The organism is Actinomadura geliboluensis (genome assembly GCF_005889745.1).
GTDB classification, from domain to species: Bacteria; Actinomycetota; Actinomycetes; order Streptosporangiales; family Streptosporangiaceae; genus Spirillospora; species Spirillospora geliboluensis.
Genome location: NZ_VCKZ01000223.1, coordinates 1 through 15,168 on the forward strand (window position 1 = coordinate 1; position 15,168 = coordinate 15,168).

The 15,168-nt window shown below is 72.0% G+C and carries 13 protein-coding genes and 1 tRNA gene; 3 read left to right on the top strand and 11 right to left on the bottom strand.

The annotated features are described in order from the left end of the window. Positions 1-2,397: transglycosylase domain-containing protein (locus ETD96_RS26610; protein ID WP_138639225.1), on the bottom strand; the 2,397-nt coding region annotated here is incomplete at its 3' end. Between the two features lie 210 nt (positions 2,398-2,607). Next, positions 2,608-3,759 (bottom strand): FKBP-type peptidyl-prolyl cis-trans isomerase, encoded by a 1,152-nt coding sequence (locus ETD96_RS26615; RefSeq protein ID WP_138639226.1) that lies wholly within the window; start codon positions 3,757-3,759, stop codon positions 2,608-2,610. Between the two features lie 214 nt (positions 3,760-3,973). On the opposite strand from ETD96_RS26615, the gene ETD96_RS26620 reads away from it, so the two are divergent. Then, positions 3,974-4,792 (top strand): exodeoxyribonuclease III, encoded by an 819-nt coding sequence (locus tag ETD96_RS26620; RefSeq protein ID WP_138639227.1) that lies wholly within the window; start codon positions 3,974-3,976, stop codon positions 4,790-4,792. 43 nt (positions 4,793-4,835) lie between these two features. On the opposite strand, the gene ETD96_RS26625 is transcribed toward ETD96_RS26620, so the two are convergent. The 9 genes from ETD96_RS26625 to ETD96_RS26660 all read right to left on the bottom strand — a co-directional run bounded on the left by ETD96_RS26625 (position 4,836) and on the right by ETD96_RS26660 (position 13,715). Then, positions 4,836-5,420, bottom strand: a complete 585-nt coding sequence (locus ETD96_RS26625; protein ID WP_138639228.1) for a methyltransferase domain-containing protein — start codon at positions 5,418-5,420, stop codon at positions 4,836-4,838. Positions 5,421-5,430: 10 nt separating this feature from the next. Beyond that, positions 5,431-6,186: a class I SAM-dependent methyltransferase gene (locus tag ETD96_RS45085; RefSeq protein ID WP_171069245.1), complete on the bottom strand. Its 756-nt coding sequence runs from the start codon at positions 6,184-6,186 to the stop codon at positions 5,431-5,433. A 41-nt stretch (positions 6,187-6,227) separates the two neighbouring features. Further along, complete coding sequence (locus tag ETD96_RS45090; protein ID WP_171069246.1) at positions 6,228-7,268, bottom strand: hypothetical protein; 1,041 nt, start codon at positions 7,266-7,268, stop codon at positions 6,228-6,230. Between the two features lie 153 nt (positions 7,269-7,421). Then, on the bottom strand, positions 7,422-7,934 hold the full coding sequence (locus tag ETD96_RS26635) for an ATP-binding protein (RefSeq protein ID WP_171069247.1): 513 nt from the start codon (positions 7,932-7,934) through the stop codon (positions 7,422-7,424). 237 nt (positions 7,935-8,171) lie between these two features. Continuing rightward, on the bottom strand, positions 8,172-10,367 hold the full coding sequence (locus ETD96_RS26640) for a hypothetical protein (RefSeq protein WP_138639230.1): 2,196 nt from the start codon (positions 10,365-10,367) through the stop codon (positions 8,172-8,174). A 1-nt stretch (position 10,368) separates the two neighbouring features. After that, positions 10,369-10,440: transfer RNA gene (locus ETD96_RS26645), tRNA-Gly, on the bottom strand. A 42-nt stretch (positions 10,441-10,482) separates the two neighbouring features. After that, positions 10,483-11,262, bottom strand: coding sequence for a class I SAM-dependent methyltransferase (locus ETD96_RS26650; RefSeq protein WP_205719471.1), 780 nt, complete (start codon positions 11,260-11,262; stop codon positions 10,483-10,485). A gap of 31 nt (positions 11,263-11,293) precedes the next feature. Beyond that, the gene (locus ETD96_RS26655; protein ID WP_138639231.1) at positions 11,294-12,325 is read right to left on the bottom strand and encodes a restriction endonuclease subunit S; all 1,032 of its coding nucleotides are present in this window, start codon (positions 12,323-12,325) and stop codon (positions 11,294-11,296) included. After that, complete coding sequence (locus ETD96_RS26660; protein WP_240808248.1) at positions 12,318-13,715, bottom strand: type I restriction-modification system subunit M; 1,398 nt, start codon at positions 13,713-13,715, stop codon at positions 12,318-12,320. The genes ETD96_RS26655 and ETD96_RS26660 overlap by 8 nt, the downstream gene beginning before the upstream one ends. Before the next feature lie 104 nt (positions 13,716-13,819). Here ETD96_RS26660 and ETD96_RS26665 point away from each other — a divergent pair, with 104 nt between their 5' ends. Both ETD96_RS26665 and ETD96_RS26670 read left to right on the top strand, forming a co-directional pair. After that, positions 13,820-14,914, top strand: a complete 1,095-nt coding sequence (locus ETD96_RS26665; RefSeq protein ID WP_138639233.1) for a hypothetical protein — start codon at positions 13,820-13,822, stop codon at positions 14,912-14,914. A gap of 45 nt (positions 14,915-14,959) precedes the next feature. Then, positions 14,960-15,163: a hypothetical protein gene (locus ETD96_RS26670; protein WP_138639234.1), complete on the top strand. Its 204-nt coding sequence runs from the start codon at positions 14,960-14,962 to the stop codon at positions 15,161-15,163. The last annotated feature ends 5 nt before the right edge of the window (positions 15,164-15,168 follow it).

Below are 15,168 nucleotides of genomic sequence, written 5' to 3' on the forward strand. Positions count from 1 at the left end.
GGTCGGCAGGCCGTTGCCGGTGCCGGGCCGCATCGACGGCGACCCGAACGACTTGGGCTCGTAGTCCTTGATGTCGACGGCGTCGGTCATGTAGGTGCGCCAGATCTGCGCGGGCAGCTGCCCGCCGTACGCGCCGTAGCCCGGGATGTTCAGCGGCTTGCCGTCGCTGCGGAACATCGCGACCGACGTCGCCATCTGCGGGATGAACCCGTTGAACCAGATCGCCTTGCCCTTGTCGGTCGTGCCGGTCTTGCCCGCGACGTCGCGGCCGTCGGGCAGCTGGGCGCCCGTCCCGGTGCCGCCCTCGACGACCTTCTCCATCGCGTACGTCGCGTCCCGCGCGTTCTGCTCGCTGAGCGCCCGCTTGCCCTTCTCGGTGAACGTGCGCTTGTGGTCGTCGTTGTCGGTGACGGCCTTCACCACGAACGGCGCCCGGTACACGCCCTCGGACGCGAACGTCGAGAACACGCCCGCCTGCTGGACGGGGTGCAGCGACACGATGCCGAGCGGGAACGTGGCGGCGCCGCGCTGCGCCTTGGTCATCTGGCTCGCCGGGATGCCCATCTTCTCGGCCATCTCGGCGATCTTCTCGGTGCCGATGTCCTGGCCGAGGTTGACGTAGGCGGTGTTGATCGAGTTCTGGGTGGCCGTGACGAGGTTCACCGACCCGAAGCTCTGGTTGCTGTCGTTGCGGATGGACGACCCCGCGAACGTCTGCGGTGAGCTGCCGTCGTAGGTGGAGCTGAGCGAGCGGCCGTCCTCCAGCGCGGCGGCCAGCGCGATCGGCTTGAACCCGGACCCGGCCTGCGCCCAGTCGCCGAAGGCGCTGCTCAGCGCCTCCTCCAGATAGCCGCGGCCGCCGTAGAAGGCGAGCACCTGCCCGGTGGCCGGGTCGACCGACACCGCCCCGGTGCGGATCTTCTTGCTCATCCCGTCGGGGGCGTTCTGGTTGACGGCCCGCTTCATCGCGTCCATCAGCCGCTTGTCGAACGTCGTGGTGATCTTCAGCCCGCTGCGGTTGAGTTCGTCCTCGCTGTAGCCGCGGCGCTCGGTGAGCTCCTTCTTGGCCACGTTGACCATGTAGCCCTTCTGGCCCTTGAGGACGTCGGTGATCTTCTGCTTGACCGGCGTCGGGAACTCCATCGCGGCGGCGTCGGCGGACGTCAGGTAGCCGTCCCGCGCCATGTTGCCGAGGACGGAGCGCCACCGCTGCTCGGCGGCGGTGCGCTGGGCGCCGGTCGGGTCGGCGAAGTTGCTCGGCTGCTGGATCGCCGCGGCGAGGTAGGCGCCCTCGGCGGGCGTCAGCGCGGAGACGTCCTTGCCGTAGTAGGCGTGCGCGGCGGCCTGCACCCCGTAGGCGTTGCGCCCGAAGTAGATCGTGTTGAGGTACTGCTCCAGGATCCAGTCCTTGGACTTCTCCCGGTCGACCTTCAGTGCGACCATGATCTCTTTGAGCTTGCGGGTGACCGAGCGCTCCTTGCCGATGCCGCCGTAGTAGTTGCGGACCATCTGCTGCGTGATCGTGGACCCGCCCTGCAGTTGCTGCCCGGTGACGGTCGACCAGAACGCCCGCGTCGTGCCCTGCACGGAGACGCCGGGGTCGTCGTAGAAGCTGCCGTTCTCCGCCGCGATGACCGCGTTGCGGGTGCTCTCCGGGATCCGGTCGAGCTTGACCGCGTCCCGGTTGATGCCGGTCTTGGCGATCACGGTCTTGCCGTCGGCGTAGTAGAACGTCGGGCCCTGCGCGATCGCCTTCTCCTGCGGGGACGGGACGGGGGTCAGCAGGTAGGCGACGCCGAACGCGGCGACGCAGAACCCGATGAACCCGAGCAGCAGGAAGACCGTCCGGCGCAGGATGCGGGCCTTGCGGCTGCGCGGCTTGCGCGGGCCGCGGCCGCGGCCCGCGCCGCTCCCGTCGCCGCCTCCGCCGCCGTCGCTTCCGGGCGGCGGCGGTCCTCCGTGCTTGGACGAGGCGGCGGGCATGCTCTTGGTATCACCGCCGTCCGGCGCTCCGACACCGGCGGACGCCGATTCGCCCGCGGGATCGTCCGGTTCGTCGGCTAGATCACCTGGTTCGCCCGGCGCCGTTTCGCCGCCCTCTTCCCGGTCGCCTTCCCGGTCGCCTTCCGGAGCGTCTTCCGGGTCGCGCTCCGCGGCCGCCGATTCGCCCGCATCGTCGCCGGAGTCACCCGATTCGGGAGCCTTATCGCCGTTCTGAGATATGCCGTCCTCGCCGGTGAATTCGGCGTCCGGGGCGGATTCCTCGGCCTCCGCGGTCAGCGTGGCGGTCGCCGGACCGTCCTGGTCGGCCGGTGTCCCCGCCTCGGAGCCGTGCAGGTCCACCTCGGCGGCCCCGGTGGACGCGTCGCCCTCCGGGACCTTTTCGCTGTCGCTCACAAGCCCCCCGTGATTAATGCGTTACCGACCATACCTGAGGGGATCCGTGCGCCGGACGCCCAATGCGCGACCCGGTGCCCGCCCAATAGGAGGACGGGCAATCCGCGCCGCCGGTTGTCGTGACGGACGTCGCAATGCGCGCTTTCCCGCAACGCGGAGCGGCGGGGGCCCGATCCGGGCACCCCGCCGCCGTCACGCGCCCGCCGGGCGCTACTTCTGGATCTTGGCCAGGATGTCCACGACGAACACCAGGGTGTCCGTGCCCTTGATCTTGGGCGGGCTGCCCTCCTTGCCGTAGCCCTCCGCCGGCGGCAGCACGAGCAGCACGCGGCTGCCGACCTTCGCGCCGGTGAGGCCCTTGTCGAAGCCGGGAATGGTCGCCCCGGTGCCGATCGGGAAGTTCGCGGGCTGCTTGTTGTCCCAGCTGGAGTCGAACTTGTCGCCGCTCTTCCAGATCTTGCCGACGTAGTTCACCACCGCGTCGTCGCCCTTGGCGAGCGCCGGGCCGGTGCCCTCGACGAGCGTCTTGACCTGGAGCTTGCCGGGCGCGTCCGCGTCCGGGACCGTGATCTTGGGCTCCTTGGCGCCCTGGTCCTCGACCTTCGGCAGGTTCTTGTCGTCCAGCTTCTTCGGGGTGCCCTCGGGCTTCGGGTCCTTCGGGACGGCGGCCTGGATGTCCATGACGAACACCACCGCGTCCTTGTCGGTGATCTGCTGCGGGCTCAGCTGGCTGAGGTCCTTGGACGGCGGGAGCTGGAGCACGACCCGGCTGCCGACCGTCTGGCCGACCAGGTTCTTGTCGATCTCCTTCAGGCCGCTTTTGCCGATGACGAGGGGCCGCGGGCCGCTCGGCTGCTGGGCCTGCTGCTCGTAGGTCGAGCTGACCTTCTCGCTGGTGCTCTTGACGCGCGAGTTCTCGTCGTCCTTGTCCTTGGACCACTTGTAGGTCGCGAACTGGACGTAGACGGTGTCGCCGTCGGCGACCGCGCGGCCGTCGCCCTTGATCGGGTTGGTGATCTTCACACCGGTGGCGGGCGCGAGCTTGGTCGGGATCTCGACCTTGGGCTCGGCGGCGAACTTGCCGGTCACCTCGATCACCGGGTCAGGGCGGTTGACCCACCAGTACACGCCGCCGGAGATCGCCAGCGCGGCCACCACGATCCCGGCGATCATCATCATCCGCCGCTTGCGCGCCTGCTTGGCGGTCAGCGCGGACGGGGCGGACGGCCGGTTCAGCCCGCTGCCCCGCCCGGCGCTGATGCCGTGCGGGGTGAATTCGGGGCTGCGGATGCTCTGGGCGTTCGGGATCTTCGCCTTCGCCTTGACCGCCGGCTTGCCCCGGGGCTTGTCATCCTCGGACATGGTTCCTCACTTGCTCCGGGTTCGACGACATCACGAACGTGACCACCCTTCCAGGGCCGGGCTAAGCGCAGCGTGAAAACCGTGCAAAGGAGGCCGACCCGCAATCTACCGGTCACGCGTGGGTCGCGGTGCCGTCCGGCAGGGGACAGGAGAAGCCGCCAGGATATCCCCGCCGGCGCGATGACTCACGCCCTCTGGATGGCAGGCTGGGGGAATGCGCCTCGCGACGTGGAACGTCAACTCGGTGAAGGCCCGGCTGCCGCGCCTTCTGGCCTGGCTGGACGAGACGAAACCCGACGTCGTCTGCCTGCAGGAGATCAAGTGCCGCGCGGACCAGTTCCCGTCCGCCGAGGTCGAGGAACTCGGCTATGCCACTGCCGCGCACGGCGACGGCCGGTGGAACGGCGTCGCGGTTCTTTCACGGGTCGGCATTGAGGACGTCTCCAACGGATTTCCCGGTGAGCCCGTATATGAGGGTGAAGCCGAGGCGCAGGCGAAGCTGACAGAGCCCGCCCTCCTCGTTCCCGAGGCCCGCGCGATCGGCGCCACATGCGGCGGTATAAGGGTCTGGTCGCTGTACGCGCCGAACGGCCGCACCCCGGAGTCGGTCCACTACCGGTACAAGCTCGAATGGTTCGCGGCCCTGCGCGACGCGCTGGCCGCGGAACTGTCGGCGGGGGCGCCGCTGATGGCGACCGGCGACTACAACGTGGCCCCCACCGACGACGACGTCTGGGACCCGTCCGTCTTCGTCGGCTCCACCCATGTCACGCCCGCCGAACGGCAGGCCCTCGCCGAACTCCGCGAGCTGGGCCTCCACGACGTCGTCCCGACCCCGATGAAGGGCCCCCACCCTTATACCTACTGGGACTACCGGGCCGGTGCCTTCCACAAGAACCTCGGCATGCGCATCGACCTCGTGTACGGGAACGACGCGTTCGCGGGGCGGGTCCGGTCCGCCTATGTCGACCGGGAGGCCCGCAAGGGGAAGGGGCCGTCCGACCACGCCCCGATCGTGGTCGACCTGGACTGACGCCGCCGGCCGCCCACTCCACCAGGCCGCCCGCACTCTCGGGTCAATCGGGGAAGCGGGCGAGGAGTCGGCGCTTGCGGGCGGCCGGGACGTCGGTCTCGTCGAGGACGGTGCAGCCGTCCGGCAGCAGCGTGGCGGGCTCGCCGGGCGCGAGGCACCATTCGGCCGGCATGCTCGGGCGGTCGCGGCGGGCGTCCTCGGTGAACGCCTCCCAGCCGAGCAGGCCGCCGGGCAGGACGGCCGAGACCGCGCGCCCGAACACGGCGCGGTCCCAGAAACCCGTGCACAGGACCAGCGCGTAGCCGTGCGGCGGCCGCCACGTCCCGAGGTCGGCCTGGACGAGCGTGATCAGCGGTTCGAGGCCGCGCCGCCGGGCCTCCGCGCCGAGCCGGCCGAGCGCGGCCTCGGCGATGTCGACGGCCGTGACGCGGCGGCCGGCCCCGGCGGCCAGCAGCGCGCCGCCGGACGGCCCCGACGCCAGGTCGAGCACCGCGCCGTCCGGCATCGGCAGCGCCAGCGCCCGCTCCGCCAGCGGATGGACGGGCGACAGCGCCGGGTCGTCGCCGTACTTGCCGTTCCACCGGAGCCTGTCCGGATGCCCGGCGAGCTCGGCCGGCACGTCGTCCATGCGGGCGACTCTAGCGGCGCTCCGCGATCAGGAGCATGAACATCGCCGTGGGGAAGCCCTTGCGCCACCACGGGTCGTCCCGCAGCTGCTCCGGCGTCGGGTGCGGCTCGCGCAGGTCCGCGATGACGAATCCGGCGTCTCGGAGCGTTCCAGCGTAGTACTCCAGCGGCCGGAGCCAGCTCGTGATGAGCGAAGGGGACTCCAGGCCGTCCACCAGGAACCGCTGATCGACGCCGCGGGACGCGAAGTACTGCGACGCCGGGACGCTGTTCATCGCGCCCTGCTCGGAGTTCTCCACGTAGAAGCAGGGGTGCAGCGTCAGCAGGACCAGCCGCCCGCCGCTCTTCAGCACCCGCGCGAACTCGCCGATCGCGCGCGTCGGGTCGTGCAGGTGGCTGAACAGGTGGTTGCACACGACGAGGTCGTACAGGCCGTCCTCCATGGGGAGGTCGTCGACGCTGGCGCGGGTGAAGGTCGCGCCGGGCGACGGGTGGGACGCCGCCGCGTCGACGAGGCCCTGCGCCGCGTCCACGCCGGTCACCTCGGCGCCCATCGAGGCGAGCGTGCGGGACAGGTAGCCCTCGCCGCACCCCGCGTCCAGGACCTTCAGGCCCGCGCAGGGGCCGACGGCGTCCAGGACGGCGGCGTCGGTCAGCTCCGTCCGGTACCGGTCGCGGCGCTCCCTGATGACCTTGACCCAGTACTGCGCGTTGGCCTCCCACCTTTCACGCGTCAGATTCGCGATGGCTTGCGCCGAGTCCTCCACCGGCTCCCCATTCCGTCGTGCGGCCGTGTTCCACGTCCGGTTCAGGCGAGGCCCTTGAGCCGCCGAACCAGCGCGTTGCAGGTCTGTCTGGTCGTTCTGTCCCGGCAGTCGGCCCCGCGCAGCTCGAGCGCCTGGACGAGCTCGGCGAGCCTGCCGCCGAACGCGGGGTCGCGCTTCAGCGCCAGCGGAATGTACGTGGACGCCAGGTAGTACAGGTAGGCGTCGTTGTACACCGCTATCTCGCGCAGCACCTCGGTGGCCGTGTTGCGCAGCGAGAGGGAGCTCGGCAAGGTGAAGTCGCTGCTGATCCGGCCGTCTCTGGTGTAGGTCGGGAACGCCCATTCCTCCAGCGCCGCGTACACGGGCGTCGCGTCGAGCTCCCGGCGGTACCGCTCGGCGAGCTCGAAGTCGTTCGAGCCGATCAGGGAGCCCATCACGACGCCGCGCATCATGAACGCGGCCTGGCGCCCGGGGACCTCGAAGCCGAGGTCGGCCTCCAGCTTCCCCGTCACCTTGCTGACCTGGTGCGTGAGGATGTTCAGCGCCAGGATCGAATGGAACGAGTACGTCTTGCGGTTCAGCCGCGGGGCCAGGTCGACGGACGCGTCGAAGAGCTTCTGCGGGTCCTCCAGGAGGCCGCGGTCCGTCGAATAGATGGCTTCGAGCGCGCGGTCCTGCTCCTGGCCCCAGAAACGGGCGATGAAGGACGACGTCTTCTGCGTCGCCTGCCCGCGCACGATGTGCAGCGCGGCCTCCAGCGCGTTCAGCAGGTGCTGCTGCGCGACGGGGGAGTTCTCCAGGGCGTCCAGGTCGACCGCGAGCCCTTCGCCGTGCAGTTCGCCGACGAGCCCGTCCCGCCTTTTCCGGACGGCGTGCGCCATCGAGTACTCGGCGATTCCCGGGACGGACGACATCAGGCTCTGCAGGGACCGCCCGCTGATCCGGTCCAGCCATTCGGTGTTGTCCCACAGCCGGAAGATCGTGCTCTCGTCGAGCCCGGAGAAGGCCGCCACGTCGGACATGTTGAGGCCCATGTCCCGGGTGATGTCGGAGAGGGACTTCGGCGCACCGTCCGCTGTCATCGCTCGCCCTCGCGGTGGCAATTGTCGACGCTTCGATCCTAGCGAAGCGCCGGCCGCCGGGGGCGGGCGATCGGCGGCGAGCAGCGCGGCCGTCATGTCACCGCGGGGCGTCCAGGAGGCCCCCGCCCGCCTGGACGGCCCGCGCCGGCGCCGTCACGGCAGCCGCCACCCGTCCCGCACGCCCACTCCGAACCAGAACGTGAACGTCCCGTTGCGGCCCCGGTGGGCGCCGAAGTCGGTGGCGAGCGCCTTGAGCACCGCGAGTCCGCGCCCCCGCATCGGCAGGTGCTCGTCCTCCGCGCCGCCGGGGGCCGGCCCGCCGTCGGTGACCTCGACGCGGACGTACCGGTCGAGGTGCAGCACCGACAGCATGATCGTCCCGTCCCGCCGGGGGCGGCCGTGCAGGACCGAGCCGGTCACGGCCTCGCTGGTCAGCAGTTCGAGGTCGCCGAGTTCGGAGCGGTCGGCGCCGAAGTGCTGCCCGACGAGCTCCCGGACGTAGGACCGCGCGAGCCGCACGGCCGGCGGCGTCGCCGCGAGGTCGATCTCGCCGATGAGCCGTCCCGACGACGCCTTGCCGTTGTGCCAGGCGGACGGGATCCCGAGTTCCAGCGATGGCGCGGGGGCCGGCGGCGGGCCCCCCGTGCACGCGTCTGATGCGTTCATGGCGGCGTAAGCTTCACGTCTCCGTGTCGGGCTGTAAGCGAACATGAGTTCTCAGGCCAAGTCGAAGTCGGACGTGGAAGTGGAACAACCCACAGCCTGACGCACTCCGGACACGCCAGTCACGAACCCTTGCACGCACGCAACCCGCCTACCGCGGCCAGCAAACCGTCACTCGGCGTGAGCGTCCTCGCTTCGGCCCCGCACGGGTATGGCCTCGTGCGCGTCCGAGTGGACGTTTTAGTCCCGGGGCGCCATCCAGTGGCCGGTCGTGGACCAGCCGAGGAAGCGGCGGGCGTGCGAGGCCGTCCCGTCGTCCAGGGTGTCGCCGGCCAGGACGTGCCGCAGCCCCGCCAGCACGGGGTCGAGCCGCCGGACGGTGTGCGCCGGCTGCCGGTCCAGTTCGTCCTGCATCCAGGCGATGGCGGACACCTGCTCCTTCAGGCCGCAGAGCGCCAGGTAGAAGACGGTCTGGCGCCAGGCGTAGGCGGCGTCCTTGACCGTGCGCAGCGGCCGCGGGTTGCCCTGGATCCGCCGCACCAGCCGGTGCGTGACGCCGAACGAGCGGCGGGCGAGGCCGTCCCAGCCGTCCAGGGGCGTGACGCCGATCGGGTGGACGAGCGCGGCCAGGTTGTGCGTGGTGATGATCTGCGCCTGCTCGATCACCATGCCGTTGGCGGCGACCCGGCCCCACGGCCCCGCGCCGGGGTTCCCGGCACGCTTCGCGCAGAGCTCGTCGAACCCCTTCCGCATCGAACCGACGGCCGCGTAATCGATGCCGTAGTAGCGGGCGTAAAGCGTGCCGTCGAGGAGTTCGCCCGCCAGTTTCGCCGCGTCCAGGAATTTGCGCGTGAACGTGCCCATGAAGATGTCGACGGCGAGTTCCTCGACGAAGGGAACGGCGAAGCCCGCCTGCTTGGCGAGTCCGGAGAGCTGGCTGATCATCGGGTTGGGAATGGCCGTTCCCGGAAAGGCGTGCAGGGTCAGGCCGCCGAGCTGCGTCAGCACGGCGTGCGCGTTCTGCCGTGCGTCACCGTCCGTCCGCCGGTACTTCTGGACGGCCTCGACCCAGGGGAGTTCGTCCACCCTCACCTGGTGCTCCAGGTTCAGCAGGAGCAGCGACCGCCGGTTGCGGAACGCCCGGTGGACGGACGCCATCAGGGTGCGCAGCGCCGGGTCCGGGTAGGAGAGCGCCGTCGTGGACGCCACCAGCTGCGGCACCAGGTCCGCCAGCACCTCCGCGGACCGGACGATCCCGCGCTCGGCGAGCGTGCTGACCGGTGCCTCCAGCGCCCTGTCCACCACCGCCCGGATTCCGTCGGGAAGCTCGACGTCGCGGCCGTCGACCGGGACGGGCGCGGTGAACGGGTCCGTGGACGGGACGCCCCGGTCCTGCGGCACCGCGTCAAGCCGCTCGACCACGGCCTGCGCCAGCGCGTGGTGCGTAGGCCGCGCCGCGTCGGCGGACTGCCGAGCACGCAGCGCGGCATGCCGTGCCTCGCCGGGCGCGCCGCGCTTCGCCACCATCGAGTCGATGGCGTGCTGGAGCAGCGGGGAGGGCCGCCGCCCGGCGAGCACCTCCGCGAGGGACGTGCGGAGGATGGCCGGGTTCGACTTCGGCTTGCGGTGCTTGGTGCAGAGAGTGTGCTCGGCCGCGAGGGCCGTGTAGCGGGTGAGCAGGGCGGCGCCCCGGTCCCGCCAGCCGTCCGGCTCCGCGGCGAGGATCCGGCCGTCCCGGACGGTCTCCAGCCAGTGCGCCAGCAGCTCGTCCGCGAACGGGTTCCAGACGGCCAGCGCCTCGTTCATCGCCGCGACCGCCGGGTTCGGGCGCCGCGACGCCAGGCTCCGCCGCACGTCGCCGGCCGTCTCCCGGCTGACCAGGGACGCGTCGCCGGGCGGCCGCGCGGCGGGCCTCGGCAGGAACCGCAGCGTGCCGGCGAACGGGCCGATGCTCTCCAGGACGTCCAGCGCCGCCGTCCGGTCCCCGGCCCGCAGCAGCCACGCGACGGTCAGTAGCGCCGCCTCCTCGGGCAGGGCGATCTCGTACCGCCCGCTGTCGAGCAGCGCCTCCAGGCGGGCCAGCCCGGCGTCGGTCAGGTGGTGCGCGAACAGCGCGCGGCGGTTGGCGGGGATCCCGGCCTGCCGTGCGGCGTCGAGTTCGGGGCCGGTCAGGTCGCCGCCCGCGGCCGGGGCGCCGGTGGCGAAGCCGCCCTTGACGACCTCGGGCGTCACCCAGGCGGGCAGGCCGGCGACCGGGGTGCGCGAACCGATCCGCAGCGTCCCGTCGCCCATGCCGGAGAGCACGCGCGACCAGCGGTCCAGCCGCTCACCGGCCCGGCGCCGCGTCTCCGCGTCCTCGTGCGACCGCGCGGTCACGAGCGCCTTGGTCAGCTGTCCGGCGGCGTAGCCGGGGTTCGCCCGCAGCTCCTCGTCCATGCCAGCGTGGCGGGTCCCGCCCCCGCGCTCTCCGGGATGGAAGCCCGGTGCTCTGCTGCTGAGCTACACGCTGTTCACGAACACGCTAAAGATCGGCATTTCCGGAGGCAAAGCATTAATCGGTCGGAACCCGTCCCCAGGCGGAGATCAGCGGCGCCAGGGTGAGACCGAGCCGGTCCTCGGCGATCGCCGCGAGCAGCCGCCGGAGCTCCCCGCTCGTGGCGTGGCCGCCGGCGATGAGCCGGTCCTTGACCTGGAGGATCGTCGCGGCCTCCAGCAGCCCGCAGGCGGGCGACGCGATCGGGAAGTACGCGTCCGCGCGGACGTCGGTGAGGCCCGCGTCCCGCAGGACGCGGGGGAGCGTGCGGCCGTAGGCGAGGTCGGCGCCGCGCTCGGCGAGCAGCTTGCGGAACCCGCGCCGGACGCTGTTGGCGAGGCGCTCGTCCGGCCCGCGCTCGTCGGGGCAGGCGAGCGGCTGCAGTTCGGGGTCGGCGTCCTCGATGAGCAGCACCCCGCCGGGACGCAGGCTGTCGACCATCGTGCGGAGCGCCGCGTCCCGGTCGGCGAGGTGCACCAGCACCAGGCGCGCGTGGACGAGGTCGAACGGCCCCTCCGGCGGCGCGTCGCGCACGATGTCGTGCCGCCGGACCTCCACCGGCGCGTCCCGGAGCCACGACACGTCGATGTCGGTGGCGAGGACGTGCCCGCTCTCGCCGACGCGTCCGGCCAGCCATGTCGGGACGGACGGCCACCCCGCGCCGACCTCCCAGCACCGCCAGCCCTCGCCCACCCCGAGGTCGTCCAGGTGCCGGAACGTCCACGGGTCGAACAGCTCCGAAAGGGCGGCGAACCGGTCCCCGGCCTCGACTTGCCGGTTGCTCAGCAGATACTCCACCCGTCGATGATGGCGCGGTCCGGCCGGAACGTCACGGGATCAGCCGGGGGAGAAGGGCGTCGCGGAGCGCCGTGAGGGCCTGGGTCTCGGTCGTGGCGGCCTCCACGCGGGCGGCCAGGGGCGCCACGAAGCCCTGGAACTCCCGGACGCGGGCGTCGCCCGGCCACGGGATCTCGAACGCGGCGATGTCGGGCCAGCGGGCGCGCGGCATCCGGGTGCCGTCGCCGACGGCGGACGCGTGCGCGACGACCTCGTCGCTCGCCAGCGCCGCGAGCAGCCAGCCCCGGTGCGCGGGCTCCTTCGGCCGGACGACGAGGATGTCGGTCGAGGCGACGCCGTCCACGAACGCCAGCCCGGCCTTGTGGAAATAAGGTCGCAGCTTGCCGAACAGGATGTCGCCGGACGCGAAGCGCAGTTTCGCGCTGGTGACGCCGGACGCGTCCGCCCACGCCGACAGCCACATGCGGCGCTTCGGCATGTGCTCCAGCGCGATGTAGTTCTCGGCGCCGCCGATCCGCGCGGGCGGGACGTTCGCCCGGACGAGGTCCCCGAGTTCGCCGATGCGGACCGAGGCCCCGGCGCGGGACGACGCGTAGCGGGCGCGGACGAGTTCGTCGGCGCAGGCGGCGATGCGCTCGTTCACCGCGATCTTGTCGTCCAGGGCGCCGAGGACGGACGCCGCCGAGTCCTGCTGCGCCCTGGTCAGCCGCCCGGTCGTGAGCCGATTCAGGATCCCGTGCGTGAGGAGCGGCTGCCCCGAGCCGATGCGGTACCGGTTGAGCCCGAGCCGTTTCAGCAGGTAGTAGACGTAGCGCGGGTTCACGCCGTCCTTCGGCGTCGCGATGATGGCGTTGTCGGTGACCCAGCACGGTTCCGGGCTGTAATGGACGGCGCCGCAGTAGGAGCCCACGCGTCCGACGACGGTCGTGTGCGCGGCGGCGTTGAAGTCACCGGATGCGCCGATGACGCCGTTGGCCCCAAAGGTGCGGTAGGCGGAGCCCTCGGCGGGACGCGACTTGCCGTTCGCGAAGGTGACGATCTCGCCGAGCGCCGCGTCAGCCATCCAGGCGCCCCAGCTCCGTCCGGACGACCTCGTCGAGCCGCGCCGACTCGTCCAGGTGCGCGAGCAGTTCGCGGGTGAGGCGCGCGACCTCGTCGTCCGCCGGCTCCGCACCGGACGAGGCCCGAGCGGCGCCGACGTACCGGCCGGGCGTGAGGACGTGGTCATGGGACCTGATCTCGTCCAAGCCGGCCGAATGGCAGAAACCCGGGACGTCCGCGTGGCCGCCGCTGCGCCAGGAACGGTACGCGCCCGCGATCCGGGCGATGTCGTCCCCGGTGAGGACGCGTTCGGTGCGGTCGACCATCGTCCCCATGTGCCGGGCGTCGATGAACAGGACGCGGTCCTGCGGGGTCCGGTCGAGGAACCACAGGCACGCGGGGATCGGGGTGCTGCGGAAGAGCCGGTCCGGCAGCGCGACGACGCACGACACCAGGCCCGCCTCGACCAGGGCCTCGCGGATCCCGCCCTCGCCCGACTGCCGGGACGACATCGAGCCGTTCGCCATCACCACGCCCGCGCGGCCGCCCGGCCCGAGCTTGGAGATGATGTGCTGGATCCAGGCGAAGTTGGCGTTCCCGGCGGGCGGGACGCCGTACCGCCAGCGCGGGTCGCCGGGGTCGCGGTACCAGTCCGACATGTTGAACGGCGGGTTGGCCAGCACGTGGTCGGCCTGAAGGTCCGGATGCGCGTCCGCGTGGAAGGTGTCGGAACGGCGGATGTCGCCGGAGATCCCGTGCACGGCGAGGTTCATCTTGGCCAGCCGCCACGTCCGCTCGTTGGCCTCCTGCCCGTGGACGGCGATGTCGTCCAGCCGCCCCCGGTGGCTGAGGACGAACTTCTCCGCCTGGACGAACATGCCGCCCGAGCCGCAGCACGGGTCGTACACCCGCCCCTTGAACGGCTCCAGGATCTCGACGAGCAGCCGCACCACGCAGGGCGGCGTGTAGAACTCGCCGCCGCGCTTGCCCTCCGCGCGGGCGAACTTCTCCAGGAAGTACTCGTAGACCTCGCCCAGCACGTCCCGCGCGGCCCGCCCGCCGAACCGGACGTCCCCGATCACCGCGACGAGCTCGCCGAGGCGCCGCTGGTCGACCCCGGTGAAGATCTTCGGGAGCGCGCCGTCGAGGGCGGGGTTGGCCCGCATGACCGCGTCCATGGCCGCGTCGATCCGCGCGCCGAGCCCGCCCTGCTCTCCGGGCTCTCTGGGCTCGCCGGTGAGGTCCGCCCAGTGCGCGCCGTCCGGCACGGTGAACGACCCCTCGCCGGACGCGTCGGAGACGTACTTGAGGAACACCAGCCCGAGAACGAAGTCCTTGTACTGCGCCGCGTCGACCGAGCCCCGCAGCGTGCCGGCCGCCTTCCAGAGGGCCTTCCAGAGGACATCGTCCACCCGCGTGACTCTAGCGTCCGCCGCCGCGCCGCCCGGCGGCCGAAGCGAGCCGATTCCCGAAAACGTCCCAACGGTGTGTAATGATTCGATTACCATCGGCGTTCATGGGAGAGCGGGCGCACTATGTGATCAAGGACGGCGGCTCCTGGGAGCTGTACTACTCCCAGTGGGGCGGGTACTCCATCGAGCTGGACATGCTCCCCGGGCCGGAGTTCGCGGAGCGGTTCGCGCGCGGGCAGCGGCGCGTGGACGCGTGGATGAACGAATGCGAGTGCAGCGGGGCGGCCCTCATCGACCGCGGCGAGCGGCGGCTGCTCTGGTTCTCCGACTGCCTCGACGGCCCCGCCTACCGGGCCGCGGCGCTCGCCGCCCTCCGGCGGACCTGGCCGGCGGGCTGGCGGCTCGACTGGGCCTATGACGGCCTCCGCGAGATCGCCGGCGCGGTCGGGCAGGACGAGCGGGGCGTGCGCCGCTGGAGCGGCATCCCCGTGCCGGACGACATCCGCACGCCCGAGCAGTTCATGGCCGCGCTGCCCCAGTTCGAGCTGAACCCCGACGTCTACCCGCCCGGTAGCGAGCTGCCGAGGGAGCTGCCGATCCCGGTGCCTCCGGTGCGGCCGGCCGAGGAGGCGTCCCCGGCGACCCTGGTCACCGTCGTCCGGGGCGGCGTGACCCGCGCCTACATGGTCCGCGCCACCGCGTCCATGGTGATCGAGAACGGCGCCGCCTCGCTGGACGCCTACCGAGACTGGTCGCCGGTCGTCTCCTGGCCCGCCTTCCCGGACGAGGGCGTCCACCTCGACGCCGATGCCGAGAGCGCGGGCGTCTGGACGCTCCGCACCCTCGACCGCGTCCTCGACGAGGCCGGCGCGCACTGGCCCGGCTGGCAGTGGACGCCCTGGCAGGACCGCTACCACGAGCACCTGGCACTCGCCGCCGGAGCGATCGTGCTGCCGGTGCCCGACCAGGCGGCCGGGCTGCGCAGCCTCGCCGCGGAGTTCGAGCGGCACCAGAAGCTCGACGCCGGGACGCGCGGCGCGGCCACCTCCCTCGCCGTCGTCGGCGCGCTCACCTCCGCCGCCGAGGCCGCCGAGGCGCGGCTGCGGACGGCGATCGACAACATGTGCGCGCACCGTCCGGCGGACGTCACCGCCGAGGAGCGCGCCCTCGTCCGCTCGGCGTTCGACGCGCTGAGCTGACCCGGCTGGTGGACGGCGCCCCGGCGCGGTGCCACGCTGCGGAGAATGGTGATCGTGGACGTCGCGGCGGTGGCGGCACTGGCCGGATGGCTGTACCTGGCGTTCGGCCACGGCGCCTTCTGGCGCACCGGGCCCGGCCTGCCGGACGCGCCCGACCCGCCCGAGTGGCCGGAGGTCGCGGCGGTCGTCCCGGCCCGCGACGAGGCGGCGATCCTGCCGGAGACGCTGCCGACGACGGAGAGAGTGTAGATCTC